We start from the raw sequence: 21,321 nt of genomic DNA, 5'->3' as shown, positions 1-21,321 counted from the left end.
GAAGCGTTTTCGACAAATAAGAACAATAAACGGAGTAAGTCATCCATGCAGTCCTTGCAGACCCAGGCTATCGCGCCTGCCCGCCTCTCCCGTTTCAGCCACACTGCGCTTGCCAGCGCTGCCGCCCTTGCCGGCTTTTCGCCGTTGAGCCAGGCCGCATTCTTCGAAGACAGCTCGGCCACTTTCGAAACCCGCAACATGTACTTCAATCGCGACTTTCGCGACGGCACCAGCGCCCAACAGTCCAAGCGTGACGAGTGGGCCCAGGGGTTCATGCTCAATCTGAAATCAGGCTACACCGACGGCACCGTGGGGTTCGGTGTCGATGCGCTGGGCATGATGGGGGTCAAGCTCGATTCGAGCCCGGACCGTACCGGTACCGGCCTGCTGCCGACCGACGATGGGCGCGCCGTCGACGAATACTCCAAGCTCGGCCTGACCGGCAAAATGAAAATCTCCGCCAGCGAGCTGAAAATCGGCACCCTGATCCCGGAACTGCCGATCCTCAAGCCCAATGACGGGCGCATCCTGCCGCAGACCTTCGAGGGCGGCATGCTGACCTCCAAAGAGCTCAAGAACCTGACCTTCACCGGCGGGCGTCTGGATAAAGCCAAGGACCGCGACAGCACCGATTTCGAGGACATAGCCCTCAACAACAAGAACGGCCGTTTCGCTGGCACCGTGGCCGGCAAGCACTTTGATTTTGGCGGCCTGGACTACAAGCTCACCGACAAGATCACCGGCAGCTACCACTTCGCGCAACTCGATGAAGTCTACAACCAGCATTTCCTCGGCTTGATCGCTTCGCAGCCATTCGGCCCCGGCACCTTTGCCACCGACCTGCGGTTTGCCATCAGTGATGACCAGGGCGAGGCCCGTGGCGGCAAGATCGACAACAAGTCCCTCAACGGCCTGGTGAGTTACGCCTTGAGCGGCCACAAGTTCAGCGCGGGCTACCAGCACATGTCCGGCGACAGTGCATTCCCGTATGTGGATGGCGCCGACCCGTACCTGGTGAACTTCGTGCAGATCAACGACTTTGCCGGCGCCGAAGAACGCTCCTGGCAAGCCCGTTATGACTTCGACTTCGTCACCCTCGGCGTCCCCGGTCTGACCTTCATGAGCCGTTACGTGAGCGGTGACAACATCAAGCTCAAGAACGGTGACGAAGGCAAAGAGTGGGAACGCAACTCCGAGATTAAATATGTTGTACAAAGCGGCGCGCTCAAGGATGTCGCCGTGCGCCTGCGCAATGCCACCTACCGCTCCAACTACTCTGCTCGCGATGCCGATGAAGTGCGTCTGCTGGTGAGCTATAGCGTTGCCCTTTGGTAATTCAGTGCGTCCATAACAACAACTCCCAAGGAGACTTGAATGAACCTGTCAATGCGTAAAATTGCCCTCGCGGCCAGCGTACTGCTGTTTACCGGCCATGCGCTTGCCGAACCCAAACGCCCGGAATGCATCGCACCGGCCTCGCCCGGCGGTGGTTTCGACCTGACCTGCAAACTGGCGCAAAGCGCGCTGATCAACGAAAAACTGCTGACCAAACCGATGCGCGTGACCTACATGCCCGGCGGCGTTGGCGCAGTGGCCTACAACGCAGTGGTCGCCCAACGTCCGGCCGATGCCGGCACCCTGGTGGCTTGGTCCAGTGGTTCGCTGCTGAACCTGGCCCAGGGCAAGTTCGGTCGTTTCGATGAAAGCCACGTGCGCTGGCTGGCCGCCGTTGGCACCAGCTATGGCGCCATCGCGGTGAAAAGCGATTCGCCCTACAAGACCCTCGACGATCTGGTCCAGGCACTGAAGAAAGATCCGAGCAAAGTGGTGATCGGCTCCGGCGGCACCGTCGGCAGCCAGGACTGGATGCAAACCGCGCTGATCGCCAAGGCCGCCGGGATCAACCCCCGTGACCTGCGTTACGTTGCCCTCGAAGGTGGCGGCGAGATTGCTACCGCCCTGCTCGGCGGCCACATCCAGGTCGGCAGCACCGACATCTCCGACTCCATGCCGCACATCCAGAGTGGCGACATGCGCCTGCTGGCGGTGTTCTCCGACAAGCGCCTGGACGAGCCGGAAATGAAGGACATTCCGACAGCCCGCGAGCAAGGCTACGACATCGTCTGGCCGGTGGTTCGCGGCTTCTACCTCGGGCCAAAAGTCAGCGATGAAGACTATGCCTGGTGGAAGGATTCCTTCGACAAGCTGCTGGCCTCCCCCGAGTTCGCCAAGCTGCGCGACCAGCGTGAACTGTTCCCGTTCGCCATGACCGGCCCGGAACTGGACACCTACGTGAAGAAGCAGGTTGCGGACTACAAAGTGCTGGCCAAAGAGTTCGGCCTGATCCAGTGATCGCCTCTGTCTAGCGGCCGCGGCTCCGTTTGGCGGAGTCGCGGCACAGGAGTTCCCCATGCTCTTACAACGCATTTTTGCTTCGGTGCTGTTGCTGGCCTGCCTCAGCCTGGTGGCGATGGCCTGGCCCTACCAGGCACCTTTTTCCTACGAACCGATCGGCCCGCGAGCCTTCCCCCTGCTGATGCTGGGACTGATGGGCCTGGCACTGGTGTACATGGTGTATCGCCCTTCGCCGATCAAGCACACCGATGAAGAGCCACCGCTGGATCGCCAAACCCTGACCAAAATTGGTGTTTGCGTACTGTTGCTGCTGGTCTTCGCCGGGCTGTTCGAACCGCTGGGCTTCATTCTCAGCAGCATGCTGGTTGGCATACCGATGGCTCGCCTGTACGGCGGACGCTGGCTGCCGGGCGCGATAATCATCAGTCTGATGAGCGTCGGTCTGTACCTGCTGTTCGACAAAGTCATGGACGTGCCACTGCCTCTGGGCCTGCTCGACGTTCTGGAGAACTGATATGGATACGCTTGGTTATTTGAGTCACGGCTTCGGCGTCGCACTAACCCCTTACAACCTGGTGACCGCCCTCAGCGGCACGCTGATCGGCACCGTCGTCGGCCTGCTGCCGGGGCTGGGGCCGATCAACGGCGTGGCATTGCTGATCCCGATTGCGTTCGCACTGGGCCTGCCGCCGGAGTCGGCATTGATCCTGCTGGCGGCGGTGTATCTGGGTTGCGAATACGGCGGCCGGATCAGTTCGATCCTGCTGAACATTCCCGGCGAAGCCTCCACCGTGATGACGACCCTCGACGGCTACCCGATGGCCCGTCAAGGCCTGGCCGGTGTTGCCCTGTCGCTGTCGGCCTGGAGTTCGTTCATCGGCGCGTTCATCGCCACCTGCGGGATGGTGGTGTTCGCGCCGATACTGGCGAAATGGGCGATTGCCTTCGGCCCGGCGGAATACTTCGTGCTGATGGTGTTTGCGATTGTCTGTCTCGGCGGCATGGCCGGCGACCGCCCGCTCAAGACCTTCATCGCCGCGCTGATCGGGCTGTTTCTGTCGACGGTCGGCATTGATGCCAACAGCGGTGTGTACCGCTTCACCGGCGATAACATCCACCTCACCGACGGCATTCAATTCGTAGTGCTGGTGCTGGGCCTGTTCTCCATCAGCGAAATCCTGTTGCTGCTGGAAAAAACCCACCGTGGCCAGGAAGCCTTCCAGGCGACCGGGCGCATGTTGTTCAACTTCAAGGAAGCCGCTTCGGTGTTCTGGGTGAACATGCGTTGTGGCGTACTCGGTTTCATCATGGGCGTACTGCCCGGCGCAGGTGCAACGCTGGCCAGTGCCGTGGCCTACATGACCGAGAAACGCATTGCCGGCCCAAGCGGCAAATTCGGCCAAGGCGACAAACGCGGCCTCGCTGCCCCGGAAACCGCCATCGGTGCCGAAGCCTGCGGCGCACTGGTGCCGATGCTGACCCTCGGTGTTCCCGGCTCGGGCACCACGGCGGTGATGATCGGTGCGCTGTCGCTGTACAACATCACGCCCGGCCCCCTGCTGTTCCAACAGCAACCGGACATCGTCTGGGGCCTGATTGCGTCATTGTTTATCGCCAACATCATGCTGGTGATCCTCAATATCCCGATGATCCGCATCTTCACCAAAATCCTCGCCGTGCCGAACTGGGCGCTGGTGCCGATGATTGCGATCATCACCGCTATCGGCGTGTACGCGGTGCATGCCACCACCTTCGACCTGTTCCTGATGATCGGTATCGGCATCTTCGGCTACATCCTGCGCAAGCTCGACTTCCCGCTGTCGCCGGTGCTGCTGGGTTTCATCCTTGGCGGCTTGATGGAGCAGAACCTGCGTCGGGCGTTGTCGATCTCCAACGGTTCGCTGGACATCCTCTGGTCGAGCGGCATCACCGTCGGTGTCTGGGGGTTGATCGTGGTCATGCTGCTGGTGCCGATTGTGCGCATCTGGCGTAAACGCTCAGTGGCGCAACGCGTTGTCGCCGATGTCTGATCGGTCCCCCTTCAAACTCTGGTGGGGAACCCCGCTGGTCGGCCTGCTTGGCGGTTATCTCGCCAGCCAGGTCGGCTGGCCTTTGCCGTGGATGGTCGGCTCGTTGCTGGCGATCATCCTCGTGCGCTGCCTGACACCCTGGCAATTGGCCGAAATCCCTGGCGGACGCAAGTGCGGCCAGTGGATCGTTGGTATCGGCATTGGCCTGCACTTCACCCCGGTGGTGATGGAGCAGGTGCTGAGTCATTTTGGTTTGATTTTCTTTGGTGCGTTGGTCACCAGCCTATCCGCCGTGGTCGGCGTGTGGCTGATGCGCCGTACCGGAGAAGATCGCGCCACGGCGTTCTTTTCCAGCATGCCCGGCGGTTCCGGGGAGATGGTCAACCTCGGCGCCCGCAATGGTGCGGTACTCAGCCGTGTGGCGGCGGGGCAGAGTTTGCGCGTGTTGGTCGTGGTGCTCTGCGTGCCGGCAGCCTTCAAGTATTTGTTGGGCGACGGTGCGCCGATTTCCCACGCTGGCAGCATCGATTGGCGCTGGCTGGCGGTGTTGTTTCCCGCTGGCGCGTTGGCGGCCTGGATCTGGGAGCGCCTGCGTCAACCCAACCCCTGGCTGTTCGGGCCGTTGCTGGTCAGTGCGGCCGTCAGCATCGGCTGGGACCTGCACATCGGCTTGCCCAACGGCGGTAGCCAGATTGGCCAATGGTTGATCGGCAGCGGTCTGGGCTGTCACTTCAACCGGCAGTTTTTCCGGCGTGCCCCCTCGTTCATGGGGCGCACCCTGATCGGCACGGTGCTGACCATGTTGATCGCCACGGCGGCGGCATTGGGTTTGAGTGCGCTGACCCATCTGGATCTGCGTTCACTGACCTTGGGCATGATGCCCGGCGGGATTGCCGAGATGAGCCTGACGGCGGAAACCCTGCAACTGTCGGTGCCGCTGGTGACGGCGATGCAGGTGATGCGGCTGTTGTTTGTGTTGTTTCTGGCGGAGCCGTTGTTCAAGTACTGGAACCGCGATCCGGATTCAGTCTGATAGACCGAGTTGCCTTCATCGCGAGCAAGCTCGCTCCCACAGGGTTCGCGTGATCCTTGTGGGAGCGAGCTTGCTCGCGATGGGGCCCTCTTGCTCAGCCCATCAAACCGGCGGCAACCGCCACTCGATCGGCGTCTCGCCATTCTGCTCCAGAAACTTGTTGGTCCGGCTGAAGTGCCCGCAACCGAGAAAGCCGCGATAGGCCGACAGCGGTGACGGATGCACCGAGGTCAACACCAGATGCTTGGTCGCATCGATCAGCTTCTGCTTGCTCTGGGCATGGGCGCCCCACAGCATGAAGACCAGGTGCGGTTGCTGTTGGCTGACCACTTCAATGATTCGATCCGTGAAAAACTGCCAGCCCTTGTCCTTGTGCGCATTGGCGTTGGCACGCTCCACGGTCATGGTGGTATTGAGCATCAACACGCCCTGCTCGGCCCAGCTTTGCAAGTAGCCATGGTTGGGAATGTCGATGTTCAGGTCGCGTTTGAGTTCTTTGTAAATGTTCACCAGCGACGGCGGCGCCGGCACGCCCGGTTGCACCGAGAAGCACAGGCCATGGGCCTGGCCCGGGCCGTGATAAGGGTCCTGCCCGAGGATCACTACCTTGACCTTGTCCAGCGGCGTGGAATTGAGCGCGTTGAAAATCATCGGCCCCGGCGGATAGATCTCCTTACCGGCCGCCCGCTCCTGTTGCAGGAAGTTTCGCAACTCTGCCATGTAGGGCTGGTCGAATTCGGCACGCAGTGCCTCCTTCCAGCCCGGTTCGAGTTTGATACGGTCGTCAGCAGTCATGGTTACATCCGGCAAAAACAATGGGGCGAACCCTAGGAAAGCGCATCACGCTTGTCAATTGATCTGACGCAGATCCGGCACTTTCCCACACAGCGATCATACTTAACCCTCAAATTCCCGATCGAGGTCACGATGAATCTGCACTTCGAAGAACTCACCGGCACCGACGGCGCGCGCATCGGCATCGCCAGCCTGGATGCCGAAAAGTCCCTGAACGCCCTGTCCCTGCCGATGATAAACGCCCTGCGCGACCGAATGGGGGCTTGGGCCAAGGACCCGCAGATCGTCTGCGTTCTATTGCGCGGCAATGGTGCCAAGGCCTTTTGCGCCGGCGGCGAAGTGCGCAGTCTGGTGGAGGCCTGTCGCGTCCATCCGGGCGAAGTACCGCCACTGGCCGCGCAGTTCTTTGCGGCGGAATATCGCCTGGACTTCAAACTTCATACCTACCCGAAACCCCTGATCTGCTGGGGCCACGGCTATGTGCTCGGCGGTGGCATGGGACTGTTGCAAGGGGCAGGCATTCGCATCGTCACGCCGAGCAGCCGCTTGGCCATGCCGGAGATCAGCATCGGCCTGTACCCGGACGTTGGCGCCAGTTGGTTTCTGTCGCGCCTGCCCGGCAAGCTCGGGTTGTTCCTGGGCCTGACCGGTGCGCACATGAACGGCCGCGATGCCATCGACCTGGACCTGGCCGATCGTTTCCTGCTCGATGAGCAGCAGCCGGAATTGATCGAAGGCCTGTTGCAATTGAACTGGCAGGAACAGACACCCATGCAGCTCAACAGCCTGCTCAAGGCCTTGCAGCAGGAAGCCGTGGCGCAGATGCCCGAAGCCCAGTGGCTGCCGCGCCGCCAGCAGATCGACGAACTGCTGGATGTCAGCGACGTACGTTGCGCCTGGAAGGCCATCAGCGCCTTGCGCGATCACACCGACCTGTTGCTGAGCCGCGCAGCCAGGACCCTGAGCGAAGGCGCTCCGCTGACCGCTCGTCTGGTGTGGGAGCAGATCATTCGAGCCCGACACCTGTCATTGGCCGAAGTCTTCCAGATGGAATACACCCTGAGCCTCAACTGCTGTCGGCATCCGGAATTCAGCGAAGGCGTACGTGCCCGGCTGATCGACAAGGACCAGAAGCCGCACTGGCACTGGCCGGACATCAACAACGTGCCGGATGCGGTGGTAGAGGCGCATTTTCACAAGGCTTGGGAAGGTCGGCATCCGCTGGCGGATTTGTCCGAATACTGAAGTCAGGGCAAAAAAATGTGGGAGCGAGCCTGCTCGCTCCCACAGGTTTTGTATTGAGTTGAATGATTAGCGGTGATTACCCCGGCGGTTGTGATCGCCACGCCCGCTATGATGGTCGCGCCCGTCGCGGCCTCGATAGTCTTTGTTCCAGTTCCCGCGGTTACGGCCGTCCCAGCCATGGTTCTGATGCGTGCGGTAGTCGCCACGCGACGGCTGATAGTAACGAGGGGCCGACTGGTAATGGCGCGATGGTTGATACATCCGCGGCTGCGAGTAATAGCGCGACGGTTGATAGATCCGTGGCTGTGAGTAATAGCGCGGTGTCGGCTGGTAATACCGCGCTGGCGGCACGTAGTACCGGGGCGGCGGTGTGTAGTAACCGCCACCATTGGAGTAGTAGGAACTCCCCCCGGCGTAATAGGTTGGCGATGGCGAGGTATAGACCTCGGAACTGTAGTAACTGCCTCCTTCATCGTAATAAGGCACGCACCCACCAAGGGATAATCCCAACACAGCTAGCAGAAGAATTCGACAGAGCATGGCGGCCTCCTGGACCGCGGGTAAGCCACACCAGCGACGCTGGCAGGCGACAGACAAATGTTCGGTGACTGTCGAAAGATCAGACACCGAATTCGGAATCTGGTGCGCCCTTGAAACAAGTGGAAACATCTGGCCGATGAAAGGTTTTTCATCCATTCGCGCCCTGATTAACGGTGGCCACCTCGATGTCCACCGCCATGATGTCCATGTCCGCCGCCGTGGCCACGGTAGTAACCATGCCCACCGTAGTAATAGGCGCGATAACCACCGTAATAACGCGGACCGTAGTAACCGTAGTAATAGGGCGAGTAGTAGCCGGGGTAGTAATAAGGTCCCCCGTAGACGTCGGCAGGACCGGCGTAGTAGTAGCAGCCAGACAATCCAAGACCCAGTACTGCACCTAACAATAATCGACGCAACATGGTGGCCTCCGTAAAGACCTGTAACAGCAGTCGGCACGCTCCGACTTACACCTGTTTTGACTGGCATTCCCCTGCCAAGTGCGACTTTGCTCCCACCGTCTGATCAGCGGCGGACAGGTTCCAATGCGGTGCACCAGCGCACCATCACAAGGCAGTGCGCCTTTCCAACGAACACCGTCGACCTCCCTGTCCCCCACGCTAGAGCGCTCGGGCCAAGTTGGCACGTCTCTCGCTTTACTAAAACCGTGCAGGAGTCACTACAGGTTCGCGGCACCACAATTTGCAATGGCTGACTAGGGTTCCGGCTCGCAATCGCGAGTGACTGGTCCGAGAGTTGGCGACCTCCAGTTGAGGTTACACGGCGGGACAAAAGCCCGGGAGACAAGCCACCGTTAGCGGTGCCGCTGCCGTCCTGTCCGTCCTTGATCAACTGGAGAACCACCATGTCCCAGCTTCGTTTACCCGCCCTGCTCGCCGCTGCGTTCGCCGCCCTCGTGAGCTTCTCGTCCCAGGCTGCACAGAAAGACCACTTCAGCGTGTGCTGGACGATCTACGCCGGCTGGATGCCCTGGGAATACGCCGGCAGCCAGGGCATCGTCGACAAATGGGCGAAGAAGTACGGCATCAAGATCGACGTGGTGCAGCTCAATGACTACGTCGAATCCATCAACCAGTACACCGCCGGCCAGTTCGACGGTTGCACCATGACCAACATGGACGCGCTGACGATTCCGGCCGCTGGCGGCGTCGACAGCACCGCGCTGATCGTCAGCGATTTCTCCAACGGCAACGACGGCATCGTACTCAAGGGCGAAGGCAAGAAAGTCGCCGACCTCAAGGGCATGGACGTCAATCTGGTGGAGCTCTCTGTCTCCCACTACCTGCTGGCCCGGGCGCTGGATTCGGTGGACCTCACCGAAAAAGACCTGAAAGTGGTCAACACCTCCGACGCCGATATCTCGGCCGCCTTCAACACCGATCAAGTCAACGCCGTCACCACCTGGAACCCGATGCTCTCGGACATCAAGGCCAAGCCTGCGGTGACCGAGGTGTTCAACTCCAGCCAGATCCCCGGCGAAATCATGGACATGATGGTGGTCAACTCCAAGACCCTCAAAGACAACCCGGCCCTCGGCAAGGCACTGACCGGCGCCTGGTTCGAAGTGGTCGAGTTGATGAACGCGAAAAACGCCGCCAGCAAAGCCGCCCTTGAGCACATGGCCAAGGCCTCTGGCACTGACCTGGCGGGTTTCCAGGCGCAACTGGACACCACCAAATTGTTCGCCACCCCGAAAGAAGCCCTGGCGTTCAGTACCAGCAAGCAACTGCCGGAAACCATGCGCAAGGTCGCCGAGTTCTCCTTCCTGCACGGCTTGCTGGGTGAAGGCGCCAAGGACACCAGCGCGGTCGGCATGGCCTTCGCCAACGGCGTGACCAGCGGCGACAAGGGCAACCTCAAGCTGCGCTTCGACCCGAGTTACGTGCAGATGGCCGCCGACGCCAAGCTGTAATCAGGAGAACTGGCCATGCGCCTGATCAACCGTCACCCGGACCGCCCGAGTCGCCTGTTGCTGGTGATCCTGCCGTTCGCCCTGGTGCTGTTCGCCTACTTCATGGGCTCGGCCGAGCGACTGGCGGAAAACCCCAACGACAAGCTGCTGCCCAGCGCCGTGCAGATGACCGATGCGGTGAAACGCCTGGCCTTCGTGGCCGACAGTCGCACCGGCGAATACCTGCTCTGGCAGGACACGGCGTCCAGCCTGCAGCGTCTGGCCATTGGCCTGGGCATCAGCGCCCTGGCCGGGCTGTGCCTGGGCATCGCCGCCGGTACCCTGCCGCTGTTCGGTGCGCCGTTGTCACCCTTGCTGACCGTGCTGTCGATGGTGCCACCGCTGGCGATCCTGCCGATCCTGTTCATCGTCTTCGGCTTGGGTGAGTTGTCGAAAGTGATGCTGATCGTGATCGGCATTACTCCGGCACTGGCCCGTGACCTGGAACAGCGCGCCCGGGAAATTCCACCGGAGTTGCTGATCAAGGCCCAGACCCTCGGCGCGTCTACCTGGACCCTGATGCTGCGGGTGGTGTTGCCGCAACTGCTGCCACGCCTGTTGATCTCGCTGCGACTGATGCTCGGCTCGGCGTGGCTGTTCCTGATTGCCGCCGAAGCCATCGCCTCCACCGACGGCCTCGGTTACCGGATTTTCCTGGTGCGCCGTTACCTGGCGATGGACGTGATTTTGCCGTACGTGGTGTGGATCACCCTGCTCGCCTGGTTGATGGATTGGGGGCTCAAGCAGCTGACCCGCCGCGCATTCCCTTGGTATGAAGGAGCGGCCAAATGAGCTTCATCACGGTGAAAAACGTCTGGCAGCAATACGCCGATCAGGTGGTGCTCGAAGGCCTGAACCTGACCGTCAACGAGGGTGAGTTCTGCACCCTGGTGGGTGCGTCCGGGTGCGGTAAATCGACCTTCCTGCGTTTGCTGCTCGGTCAGGAGCGAGCCAGTCGCGGCGAAATCCTGCTCGACGGCCAACCGCTGGCCGCCGAACCGGATGCCAGCCGTGGCGTGGTGTTCCAGCGCTACTCGGTGTTCCCGCATTTGACCGTGCTGGACAACGTCGCCCTCGGCCTCGAACTGCCGCGCTCGCCGTTGCTTGGTCGCCTGTTTGGCAGCGCGAAAAAAGAGGCCCGTGAACAGGCTTCGGTGCTGCTGCACAAAGTCGGCCTGGGCCACTCGCTGGACAAGTACCCTGCGCAGCTCTCCGGCGGCATGCAACAACGGCTGGCCATTGCCCAGGCGCTGATCATGAAGCCGCGCGTGTTGCTGCTCGACGAACCGTTCGGCGCCCTTGATCCGGGCATCCGCAAAGACATGCACGCCCTGCTGCTGGAGCTGTGGCGCGAGACCCGACTGACGGTGTTCATGGTCACCCATGACCTGTCCGAAGGCTTCAGCCTGGGCACACGCCTGCTGGTGTTCGACAAGGTCCGTCTCGACCCGCATGCACCCGGCCGCTATGGCGCACGCATTACCTACGACATCCCTTTGAACAGCGACCGTCGCACCCGCCGTGCCGCCGTCGACGCCCTGCCAATGCAACTGGCGGGCTTACTTCGAACCGCTTGAGAGGTTTTTGCCCATGACTGATTCGACCCGACTGTTCCCGCCCTTCGCCGAGGAAATGCTCCCCGGCGGCGGCCATCGTTCCTTCGTGCTCAAACGCGGCCAATTGCTGCGCCTGACCGACCTGCGTGGCGGCGCCAATGTCAGCCTGACGTTGCTCAACGCCAATGAAAAAACCGAACGGCTGAACCTGCCCGACAGCCTCAAATGCCAACACACCGCCAAGCTCACCGCCAGCCACTGCCTGTACTCGGACATGGGCCGCGTGCTGGCCGCCATCACCGCTGACACCTGCGGCTGGAGCGACAGCCTGGGCGGTGTGCTCTGCGCTGAAGAAGTGGCGCAAAAGTACGGCGCGGGCCGCTATCAGGAACTGCGCAACGGCTTCTTTCGCAACGGTACCGACAACCTGTTGGTGGAGCTGGGCAAGTGGGGGCTGGGCCTGTCCGACCTATTGATGACCCTCAACCTGTTCAGCCGCGTGAACGTCGATGAAGCCGGGCGCTTCCATTTCGTCGAGGGCAATTCCAAGGCTGGCGACTACATCGAGTTGTACGCGCCGATGGACACCCTGGTGGTGCTCACCGCCCTGCAGCACCCGATGGACCCGTCGCCGGAATATGCACCGAAACCGCTGAAGCTCAGCTGGATGAACGCCGACGCCACCGTCGCCGAACACTGCCGTACCTCGCGCCCGGAAAACGAGCGCGGTTTCATCAACACCGACCGTTTGTTTGCCTGAGGATCGCTGCCATGTCACTCGCAATCGCTACCGTTCACAAGCAACCAGACACCGCGATCTACCGCGCCACCATCCCCGCCGGCGAGCCTTGGCTGATGGAGGTCAAGGCCGGACAGACCCTGCGCATCCTCGACCTTGAAGGTAATCAAGCCGTCGACACCCTGTTCTACAGCCTCGCCAATCCCAGGGAGCGCTACGACGTGCAGCGCACCCTGCGTCGGCAAAACAGCGTGTACCTGAGCACTGGCAGCGTGCTGTATTCCAACCTCGGCAAGCCGATGCTGACCATCGTCGCCGACACTTGCGGGCGTCACGACACCCTCGGCGGCGCCTGTGCGCAAGAGAGCAACACCGTGCGCTACGCCCTGGAAAAACGCTACATGCACAGCTGCCGCGACAACTACCTGCGCGCCTGTGCTCACGATGGCCGCCTGGGCAAGGGCGACATCGGGCCGAATATCAACTTCTTCATGAACGTGCCGGTCACTGCCGACGGCGGCCTGACCTTCGAAGACGGCATCTCGGCACCGGGCAAGTACGTCGACCTGCGGGCCGAGATGGACGTGATCGTGCTGATCTCCAACTGCCCGCAACTGAACAACCCCTGCAACGCCTACAACCCCACCCCTGCGGAGCTGCTGGTATGGAACTGAAGCTCTCGCGGTTGCGTCGCTGGTTGTTCGCCTTGTGCCAGGCCCGTTCCGGCCAGTGCCTCAAACCTCAGGAACACCACCACCCCCTGTAGGAGCGAGCTCGCTCGCGAAAAAACCGAAGCCACCGCTGGGCATCTGGTTTCACGCGTAATCGTTCACGACCATCGCGAGCAGGCTCGCTCCTACAGGTGTTCGGTGGTGTGTTTTAGAGAATTGTTTTTTTCCGTCGGGGACGACCCCGGCTCTCATCGAAAAACTGCGGGACGGCCCGCATCCCCTCCAGGGGTTATGCCATGTTCGAAAAAGTCCTGATTGCCAACCGTGGCGCCATTGCCTGTCGCATCCTGCGGACCCTGCGTGAACTGCAAGTGCAGGGCGTTGCCGTGTACTCCGAAGCCGATGCCGCCAGCCTGCACATCCTGCAAGCCGATGAGGCCCACAGCCTCGGTGAAGGTGCAGCAGCTGGAACTTACCTGGCGGTCGACAAGATCCTCGCCATCGCCAAGTCCACCGGCGCCACCGCGATCCATCCCGGCTACGGCTTTCTTTCGGAAAACGCCGCGTTCGCCGAAGCCTGCGAGGCCGCCAATATCGCCTTCATCGGCCCGACGCCCGAACAACTGCGGGTGTTCGGCCTCAAGCACACCGCACGCGCCCTGGCCAAACAACACGGCGTGCCGATGCTCGAAGGCACCGAACTGCTCGACAGCCTCGATGCCGCGCTGCTGGCCGGTGAACAGGTCGGCTACCCGGTGATGCTCAAGAGCACCGCTGGCGGTGGCGGCATCGGCATGCGCGTGTGCCGCAGCGCGGCCGAGTTGAGCGAATCCTTCGAAGCGGTCAAGCGCCTGGGCCAGAACAATTTCAGCGACGCCGGGGTGTTCATCGAAAAGTACATCCAGCGCGCCCGGCACCTGGAAGTACAGGTGTTCGGCGACGGTCGCGGCGAAGTGATCGCCCTCGGCGTGCGTGACTGCTCGGTACAACGCCGCAACCAGAAAGTCCTCGAGGAAACCCCGGCACCGAACCTGCCCGACGGCATGGCCGATGAACTGTGCGCGGCGGCGATCAAACTGGCCAAAGCGGTGAATTACCGCAGCGCCGGCACCGTGGAGTTTGTGTTCGACAGCGAGGCCCAGCGCTTCTACTTCCTGGAAGTGAACACCCGTTTGCAGGTAGAACACGGTGTCACCGAACAGGTGTGGGGCGTCGACCTGGTGCGCTGGATGGTGCAACTGGCGGCCGGCGATCTGCCGCCCCTGTGCGAACTGATGCAGGGTTTGCAACCGGTGGGTCATGCGATTCAGGCGCGGTTGTATGCCGAAGATCCGGGTCGCGACTTTCAACCCAGCCCAGGCTTGCTAACCGCCGTGGATTTCCCGGTGGCCAATGGCATTCAATTGCGTATCGACACCTGGGTCGAGGCTGGCTGCGAGATCCCGCCCTACTTCGACCCGATGATCGCCAAGGTCATCAGTTGGGCGCCAACTCGCGAAGAGGCCAGCACGGATCTGCATCAGGCGCTGGGGGCCAGCCTGCTCTACGGCGTGGAAACCAACCGCGACTACCTGCGGCAGATTCTGCTCGATGTGCCTTTCGCCAGCGGCCAGCCATGGACCCGTTGCCTGGAAGGCCTGGTGTATCAGGCCAACACCTTCGAGGTGCTCAGCGCCGGCACCCAGACCAGCGTTCAGGACTATCCCGGCCGACTCGGTTACTGGGCGGTGGGCGTACCGCCATCCGGGCCGATGGACAGTCGCGCGCTGCGCCTGGGCAACCGTTTGCTGGGCAATGACGAAGGCGCGGCGGCGCTGGAAATCACCATGAGCGGACCGTTGCTGCGCTTCAATTGCGAGACGGTGGTGACGGTGACCGGCGCGGTGATTCCGCTGGCTTTGAACGGCGAAAGCGTACCGATGAACACGGCACTGCTGATTCCAGCGGGCGCAATGTTGAGCCTTGGCACCATCGCAGGCGCAGGTGCGCGCACCTATCTGTGCCTGCGCGGCGGCCTGCAAGTGCCGGACTATCTGGGCAGCAAAAGCACCTTCACCCTCGGCCAGTTTGGCGGCCACGGTGGTCGCGCGTTGCGAGCCGGTGATGTGTTGCACCTGCCAGCCCTGAATGATCGCAGTGCCGGTCAGCAACTGGCTGAAGAACAGGCCACCAAGTTGCCGGCAGTTCGGCAGATTCGCGTGATCTACGGCCCCCACGGCGCCCCGGAATACTTCACGCAAAACTACATCGGCACCTTCTTCGCCACGCAGTGGGAAGTGCATTTCAACTCCAGCCGTACCGGCGTTCGCCTGATCGGACCGAAGCCTGAGTGGGTGCGTGCCGACGGCGGTGAAGCCGGTTTGCATCCGTCGAACATCCACGACAATCCGTATGCGATCGGCGCGGTGGATTTTACCGGTGACATGCCGGTGATCCTCGGCCCGGATGGCCCGAGCCTTGGCGGGTTCGTGTGCCCGGTGACCGTGATCGAGGCGGATCTTTGGCAACTGGGGCAGCTCAAGGCCGGGGACAAGGTGCAGTTCTTGCCCGTCGACCTCAAGACCGCCCGCAGCCTCGCCTTGAAATGGGATCACTGTGGGAGCGAGCTTGCTCGCGATAGCGGTGTTTCAGTCACACAGATGTCGGATGTGATGCCGTCATCGCGAGCAAGCTCGCTCCCACAGGGGATTGAGTCGCCTGTGGTATTGGACATTGGGCAGGACGACACCCGGCTGGTCGCAAGACTGTCCGGCGACACCCACCTGCTGCTGGAAATCGGCGCCCCGGAACTCGATCTGGTCCTGCGTTTCCGCGCCCACGCCCTGATGCAGGCGCTGGAAAGCAAAGACCTGCACGGTGTGATCGACCTCACCCCCGGCATTCGCTCACTGCAGGTCCACTACCAACCCGAGCAACTGCCGCTGTCCGACCTGCTCGGCATCGTCGCCGGCGAATGGGACGCCGTGTGCGCCGCCAAGGACCTGCAAGTGCCCTCGCGCATCGTGCATCTGCCACTGTCCTGGGACGACCCGGCGTGCCAGTTGGCCATCGAGAAATACATGACCACGGTGCGCAAGGACGCGCCGTGGTGCCCGAGCAACCTGGAGTTCATCCGCCGCATCAACGACCTGCCGAACCTCGATGAAGTGCAGCGCACAGTGTTCGACGCCAGTTACCTGGTGATGGGCCTGGGCGACGTCTACCTCGGCGCCCCGGTCGCCACCCCGCTCGACCCGCGCCATCGCCTGGTGACCACCAAGTACAACCCGGCGCGCACCTGGACCGCGGAAAACTCGGTGGGCATCGGTGGCGCCTACATGTGCGTCTACGGCATGGAAGGCCCCGGCGGCTATCAGTTTGTCGGGCGCACGTTGCAGATGTGGAACCGCTACCGCGAAGTCGCCGCGTTCGATGGCAAACCCTGGTTGCTGCGGTTTTTCGACCAGATCCGTTTCTACCCGGTCAGCGCCGATGAACTGCTGCGCATCCGCCGGGATTTCCCCCTCGGGCGCTTCGACCTGAACATCGAGCACAGCCAGTTGAATCTGGCGGATTACCAGGCGTTCCTGGCCAGGGAAGCTGAGACCATCGAGGCGTTTCGCGATCAGCAAAAAGGCGCATTCAATGCCGAGCGCGAACGCTGGATCGCCAGTGGCCAGGCGCATTTCGACAGTGAAGAAGCGGCCCCGGAGGCCATCGAGGATGCACCGCTGGAAAACGGCCAACAGAGCGTCGACAGCCACATCGCCGGCAACCTCTGGCAGGTTCAGGTCCAGGCCGGCAGTCGGGTCGCGGCCGGCGATGTGCTGGTGATCCTGGAGTCGATGAAGATGGAAATCCCCCTGCTCGCGCCAATGGCCGGCGTGGTACGCGAGATTCGCGTGCAACCGGGTTCGGCGGTGCGCGCCGGGCAGCGCGTCGTGGTGCTGGAACTTGACTGAACCCATTTTGAAAAGGACTCATGCCATGAACATCAATCTGCAACTCGACGCCCTGCGCGGCGCTTATCGCGAAGGCTGCACCACGCCACGGCAATTGCTGCTGCAACTGCGGGACAAAGCCGCGGCACTGAACCCGGACTATCACCTGTTCATCCATTTGCTCAGTGTCGCTGAACTGGAGCCTTACCTCGCCGCCCTCGATGGTCGCGACCTCGACAGCCTGCCGCTGTATGGCGTGCCGTTCGCGATCAAGGACAACATCGACCTGGCGGGCATTGCGACCACGGCGGCGTGCCCGGCATTCGCCTACGTGCCGGAGCGCTCGGCGACCATCGTCGAACAACTTCTGGCCCTTGGTGCGATCCCGCTGGGCAAGACCAATCTCGACCAGTTCGCCACGGGGCTCAATGGCAGCCGCTCACCCTACGGCGCGTGCCCCAACAGCGTATTGCCGGAGTATCCGTCGGGCGGTTCCAGCGCCGGATCGTCGCTGGCGGTGGCGCTCGGGGTCGCGAGCTTTGCGCTGGGCACCGACACCGCCGGCTCCGGTCGTGTGCCGGCGGCGTTGAACAACCTGGTCGGCCTGAAGGCCACCAAGGGCCTGATCTCGACGGCTGGCGTGGTTCCGGCCTGTCGTACGCTGGATTGCGTCACTACCTTCACCGCCACGGCGCGGGAAGCCAGTCAGTTGCTGGCGCTCACCGCACGCCTGGACCCTCGGGACGAATACAGCCGCAGTAACCCGCTGTGGAACGACGGTTCGGCGTTCGGTACACCACGCCCCTTCCGTTTCGGCGTACCCCGTGCACAGGACCTGCAATTCTTCGGTTGCCCTGAAGGCCCACTGTTGTTCGGTGATGCCATCGACCGCCTCAAGGCCCTGGGCGGCGAAGCAGTGGAACTGGACCTGTCGCCGTTTCTGGAGGCTGCACGCTTGCTCTATGAAGGCCCGTGGGTGGCCGAGCGCTACAGCGTGGCCGGGGAGTTGATGGCGCAAAACCCGGAGGCCGTGTTGCCGGTGATTCGCGCCGTATTGGCCAAGGCACCCGCCGTCGACGGCGTACAAACCTTCCGCGCCCAATACCGGCTGCAAGCGCTCAAAGCCCTGTGCGACACAGCACTGCAAGGCCTGGATTGCGTCGTCACGCCAACCATCGGCCGCCCGGTGACGCTGGCGGAACTCGAGGCCGAACCGGTGCTGCGCAATTCGGAACTGGGCTACTACACCAACTTCATGAACCTGCTCGACTACGCCGCCGTTGCTGTGCCCGGCGCGTTCATGGACAACGGCCTGCCCTGGGGCGTGACGCTGTTTGGCCGGGCCTTTACCGATCAGTATCTGTTGGGCGTGGCGGATGCCTTGCAGCGTCAGCAAGGCCTGTCCGCGCCTGCACCGGCGACGGTTGCACGCCATGATCGAGCGCGACTGGTGGTCTGTGGGGCGCACCTGGACGGGTTGGCGTTGAACTGGCAGCTCAAGCAGCGCGGTGCCCGTTTGGTGGAAACGACATTCAGCTCACCGGACTATCAACTCCATGCCCTGGCCGGCGGCCCGCCGTTTCGTCCGGGCATGGTCCGCGTGAAGGATGGCGGCGTGGCGATTGCGGTGGAAGTCTGGGAGTTGCCGAGCAGCGAGTTGGGCTCGTTCCTGACCGGAATTCCGGCGCCATTGGGATTGGGCAAGGTGCAACTGGCGGACGGTCGCTGGGAGAGCGGGTTTATCTGCGAGGCGTATGGGCTGGAGGGCGCGGTGGACATCAGCCATTTGGGCGGGTGGCGGATGTATCTGAAAACACTCGGCTAAACACCAGACTCACATGCAACACCAACCCCTGTGGGAGCGAGCTTGCTCGCGATGGCGTCAGCACATTCACGATTGATGTGACTGACACACCGCCATCGCGAGCAAGCTAGCTCCCACAAGGACCACGCGCAACCTCCGTGGAACATGGGTTATTTCCCCGCAGTGCCATTAGAATGCAACCATCGGATGACTGCCAATGGAACTGCCATGCCGCTTCGCTCGCCGCTGTACTCTCAACGTTCGTTGGTGCTCACGCTGGTCGCATTGCTGGGCGCAGGTTTCCTCGCCACCTCCTTCCTCAGTTACTACGCCTCCCGGGCCTCGATCCGCGACAACATCGTCAACACCGAACTGCCGCTGACGTCGGATACGGTCTACTCGGAAATCCAGAAAGACCTCGTCAGGCCGATCCTGATTTCCTCGATGATGGCCCGCGACACCTTCATGCGCGACTGGGTGGTCAATGGTGAAAAGGACTCCGACCAGATGACCCGTTACCTCAACGAGGTCATGACCCACTACGGCGCCTACACCGCGTTCTTCGTCTCCAACACCAGCCTGACCTACTACCACGCCAAGGGTGTGCTCAAGCAGGTCAAGACCACCGAGCCCCGCGATGCCTGGTACTTTCGCGTGCGGGACATGAAGGATCCGTACGAGATCAACGTCGACCCGGATCTCGCCAACAAGGACAACCTGACCTTCTTCATCAACTACAAGGTCTACGACTACAACAGCCGATTCATCGGCGCGGCCGGGGTTGGCCTGACCGTCGATGCCGTGATCAAGCTGATCGACAAGTACCAGCAGCGCTATCAACGCAGTGTGTATTTCGTCGACAACTTCGGGCGCCTGGTGCTCACCGGCGCCGAAGGGGGTCCGCAGGGTGCGCACATCGGGCAGAAACTCAGCGAACTCGACAGCATGAAAGACCTGGTCAGCCGGCTGCCCAAACCCCACAGCGGCAGCTATGAATACTCCGTGCAGGGCCAGGGGCATTTCCTCAACGTGCGGTTTATCCCGGAGCTGAACTGGTACCTGTTCGTCGACAAACGCGAAGACAGCGCCCTCGGTGAAATCCGCCAGTCGCTGTACCTCAACCTGCTGATCTGCTTGCTGGTCACCTTGATCGTGCTGGCCCTGCTCAACCGGGTGATCAAACGCTATCAGGACAAGATCCAGGCCCAGGCCATCCTCGACAGCCTGACCGAACTGCCCAACCGTCGCGGCTTCGACCTGCTGGCCGCGCAGGCCATGCACGAAGCCCGGCGCGAGCCCAAGCCGCTGACCGCTTTGCTGCTGGACCTGGATCACTTCAAGGCGCTGAACGACACCTACGGCCACCTGGCCGGCGACCAGGTACTGATCGGTTTCGCCCGGGATCTGGAAAGTTGCCTGCGGCACTCCGACATCGTCTGCCGCTGGGGTGGTGAAGAGTTCATCGTGCTACTCAAGGATACCGACGGTAAGACCGGCCTGATGATTGCCGAGAAAATTCGCCAGCACGTGGAACAACAGCGCTATGCCTACAACAGTCAGGCCTTGCATGTGACCGTCAGCATCGGCCTCACCACCCAGCAGCCCGATGACACCTTGCACAGCCTGCTGTCACGGGCGGATCATGCGATGTATCGGGCCAAGCAAACTGGCCGTAACCGAACCTGCGTGGAAAAACCTCACTTCAGCTATGAACCAGCCTGACCTCTGCCCGGCCTGCGGTGCATCCAACGACTGCGCCCTGGCCGACCCGCGAACCGCCGACCGCGCCTGCTGGTGCTACGGCGTCAGCATCGACCCGGCGGTGCTCCAGGCGCTGCCGGCGGAACTGCGCGACGCCTCGTGCCTGTGCCCGCGCTGCGCTGAAGTCGAGGCGCAGTTGCAAGCAGCGTCCGGGTCGATCAAGTAAGATGCGCGCCCCTGTCCTTACCGATCCTTAAGTCATGCGTGTCGACCGTTTCCTCAGCAACCTGCCGTGCTTCAACCGTAAGCAGGTGCGCTTGTTGCTGGTGGAAAAACGCGTCAGGGTTGACGGAAAAATCGTCAGCGACCCGCACAGCGAAGTCCGCGAATTCAGCCGCGTCGAAGTTGACAACGAGGTGCTGCAAGTCGGTAAACCCCTGCGCCATTTCATGTTGCACAAGCCCGCCGGATGCGTCAGCGCCACCCGGGATCCGCAGCACCCGACCGTGCTCGATCTGATCCATGAACCGGACAAGGACGAACTGCACATCGCCGGACGCCTGGACTTCAACACCACCGGCCTGATGCTGATCACCAACGATGGCACCTGGTCGCGACGCCTGACCCAACCGCAGACCAAACTGCCCAAGGTCTATTACGTCGAAACCGAGCAGGACATCGGCCCCGAGTACGCGATCAAATTCAACGAAGGGCTGTACTTCGCCTTCGAAGACCTCACCACACAACCCGCCGGGCTAGAGCTGCTCGGGCCAAAATGCGCACGCCTGAGCATCGTCGAGGGCCGCTATCACCAGGTCAAGCGCATGTTCGGCCACTTCGACAACAAGGTGATGCGCCTGCATCGCGAACGCATGGGGTCGCTGGTGCTCGACGACGCCTTGAAACCGGGCGAATACCGCCCGCTGACCGACGAAGAGATCGGATCGATCTAAACGCGCG

At 62.0% G+C, this 21,321-nt stretch carries 19 protein-coding genes and 1 riboswitch; of the genes, 16 read left to right on the top strand and 3 right to left on the bottom strand.

Annotated elements, in window-relative coordinates; translation table 11 throughout:
- Positions 1-45: 45 nt before the first annotated feature.
- The 5 genes from PSJE_RS16650 to PSJE_RS16630 are packed head-to-tail and all read left to right on the top strand — an operon-like array spanning position 46 to position 5,418.
- Complete coding sequence (locus tag PSJE_RS16650; RefSeq protein WP_057716030.1) at positions 46-1,335, top strand: OprD family porin; 1,290 nt, start codon at positions 46-48, stop codon at positions 1,333-1,335.
- A gap of 39 nt (positions 1,336-1,374) precedes the next feature.
- Positions 1,375-2,352: a Bug family tripartite tricarboxylate transporter substrate binding protein gene (locus PSJE_RS16645; RefSeq protein ID WP_090453661.1), complete on the top strand. Its 978-nt coding sequence runs from the start codon at positions 1,375-1,377 to the stop codon at positions 2,350-2,352.
- A 58-nt stretch (positions 2,353-2,410) separates the two neighbouring features.
- Complete coding sequence (locus PSJE_RS16640; RefSeq protein ID WP_090453659.1) at positions 2,411-2,869, top strand: tripartite tricarboxylate transporter TctB family protein; 459 nt, start codon at positions 2,411-2,413, stop codon at positions 2,867-2,869.
- Between the two features lies 1 nt (position 2,870).
- A complete protein-coding gene (locus PSJE_RS16635; RefSeq protein ID WP_057716033.1) occupies positions 2,871-4,385 on the top strand; it encodes a tripartite tricarboxylate transporter permease in 1,515 nt (504 codons plus the stop codon).
- Positions 4,378-5,418: an AbrB family transcriptional regulator gene (locus tag PSJE_RS16630; protein WP_090453657.1), complete on the top strand. Its 1,041-nt coding sequence runs from the start codon at positions 4,378-4,380 to the stop codon at positions 5,416-5,418. Before PSJE_RS16635 ends, PSJE_RS16630 begins: the two co-directional genes overlap by 8 nt.
- Positions 5,419-5,520: 102 nt before the next feature.
- Here PSJE_RS16630 and ung read toward each other — a convergent pair whose 3' ends face one another.
- Entirely contained in the window at positions 5,521-6,213 is a 693-nt protein-coding gene (gene ung, locus PSJE_RS16625) for a uracil-DNA glycosylase (protein ID WP_090453656.1), read from the bottom strand.
- 132 nt (positions 6,214-6,345) lie between these two features.
- Here ung and PSJE_RS16620 point away from each other — a divergent pair, with 132 nt between their 5' ends.
- Positions 6,346-7,458 (top strand): enoyl-CoA hydratase/isomerase family protein, encoded by a 1,113-nt coding sequence (locus tag PSJE_RS16620; protein WP_057716035.1) that lies wholly within the window; start codon positions 6,346-6,348, stop codon positions 7,456-7,458.
- A gap of 66 nt (positions 7,459-7,524) precedes the next feature.
- Here the strand turns inward: PSJE_RS16620 and PSJE_RS16615 are convergent, their stop codons facing one another.
- Positions 7,525-7,998, bottom strand: coding sequence for a hypothetical protein (locus PSJE_RS16615; protein WP_090453654.1), 474 nt, complete (start codon positions 7,996-7,998; stop codon positions 7,525-7,527).
- A 167-nt stretch (positions 7,999-8,165) separates the two neighbouring features.
- A complete protein-coding gene (locus tag PSJE_RS16610) occupies positions 8,166-8,420 on the bottom strand; it encodes a hypothetical protein (RefSeq protein ID WP_079246796.1) in 255 nt (84 codons plus the stop codon).
- A gap of 282 nt (positions 8,421-8,702) precedes the next feature.
- Positions 8,703-8,803: riboswitch (guanidine-I (ykkC/yxkD leader) on the top strand.
- Between the two features lie 60 nt (positions 8,804-8,863).
- On the opposite strand from PSJE_RS16610, the gene PSJE_RS16605 reads away from it, so the two are divergent.
- The 10 genes from PSJE_RS16605 (at position 8,864) to PSJE_RS16560 (ending at position 21,314) form a co-directional block, all read left to right on the top strand.
- A complete protein-coding gene (locus PSJE_RS16605) occupies positions 8,864-9,931 on the top strand; it encodes a putative urea ABC transporter substrate-binding protein (protein WP_090453651.1) in 1,068 nt (355 codons plus the stop codon).
- 15 nt (positions 9,932-9,946) lie between these two features.
- The gene (locus PSJE_RS16600) at positions 9,947-10,762 is read left to right on the top strand and encodes an ABC transporter permease (protein WP_090453649.1); all 816 of its coding nucleotides are present in this window, start codon (positions 9,947-9,949) and stop codon (positions 10,760-10,762) included.
- Positions 10,759-11,547 (top strand): ABC transporter ATP-binding protein, encoded by a 789-nt coding sequence (locus tag PSJE_RS16595; RefSeq protein ID WP_090453647.1) that lies wholly within the window; start codon positions 10,759-10,761, stop codon positions 11,545-11,547. The genes PSJE_RS16600 and PSJE_RS16595 overlap by 4 nt, the downstream gene beginning before the upstream one ends.
- A 13-nt stretch (positions 11,548-11,560) precedes the next feature.
- Positions 11,561-12,286: an urea amidolyase associated protein UAAP1 gene (locus tag PSJE_RS16590; RefSeq protein WP_090453646.1), complete on the top strand. Its 726-nt coding sequence runs from the start codon at positions 11,561-11,563 to the stop codon at positions 12,284-12,286.
- A gap of 11 nt (positions 12,287-12,297) precedes the next feature.
- Positions 12,298-12,939, top strand: coding sequence for an urea amidolyase associated protein UAAP2 (locus tag PSJE_RS16585; protein ID WP_090453644.1), 642 nt, complete (start codon positions 12,298-12,300; stop codon positions 12,937-12,939).
- 293 nt (positions 12,940-13,232) lie between these two features.
- A complete protein-coding gene (uca, locus tag PSJE_RS16580; protein WP_090453642.1) occupies positions 13,233-16,877 on the top strand; it encodes an urea carboxylase in 3,645 nt (1,214 codons plus the stop codon).
- Positions 16,878-16,902: 25 nt separating this feature from the next.
- On the top strand, positions 16,903-18,681 hold the full coding sequence (atzF, locus tag PSJE_RS16575; protein WP_090453640.1) for an allophanate hydrolase: 1,779 nt from the start codon (positions 16,903-16,905) through the stop codon (positions 18,679-18,681).
- A gap of 207 nt (positions 18,682-18,888) precedes the next feature.
- On the top strand, positions 18,889-20,382 hold the full coding sequence (locus tag PSJE_RS16570; RefSeq protein ID WP_090453638.1) for a sensor domain-containing diguanylate cyclase: 1,494 nt from the start codon (positions 18,889-18,891) through the stop codon (positions 20,380-20,382).
- Complete coding sequence (locus PSJE_RS16565) at positions 20,369-20,587, top strand: cysteine-rich CWC family protein (RefSeq protein WP_057716038.1); 219 nt, start codon at positions 20,369-20,371, stop codon at positions 20,585-20,587. Before PSJE_RS16570 ends, PSJE_RS16565 begins: the two co-directional genes overlap by 14 nt.
- A gap of 34 nt (positions 20,588-20,621) precedes the next feature.
- Positions 20,622-21,314: a pseudouridine synthase gene (locus tag PSJE_RS16560; protein ID WP_090453636.1), complete on the top strand. Its 693-nt coding sequence runs from the start codon at positions 20,622-20,624 to the stop codon at positions 21,312-21,314.
- Positions 21,315-21,321: the final 7 nt, after the last annotated feature.

The organism is Pseudomonas jessenii, from assembly GCF_002236115.1.
Classification (GTDB): domain Bacteria; phylum Pseudomonadota; class Gammaproteobacteria; order Pseudomonadales; family Pseudomonadaceae; genus Aquipseudomonas; species Aquipseudomonas jessenii.
The sequence above is the reverse complement of the archived record's forward strand: the minus strand, read 5'-3'. Positions and strand labels throughout refer to the sequence as shown.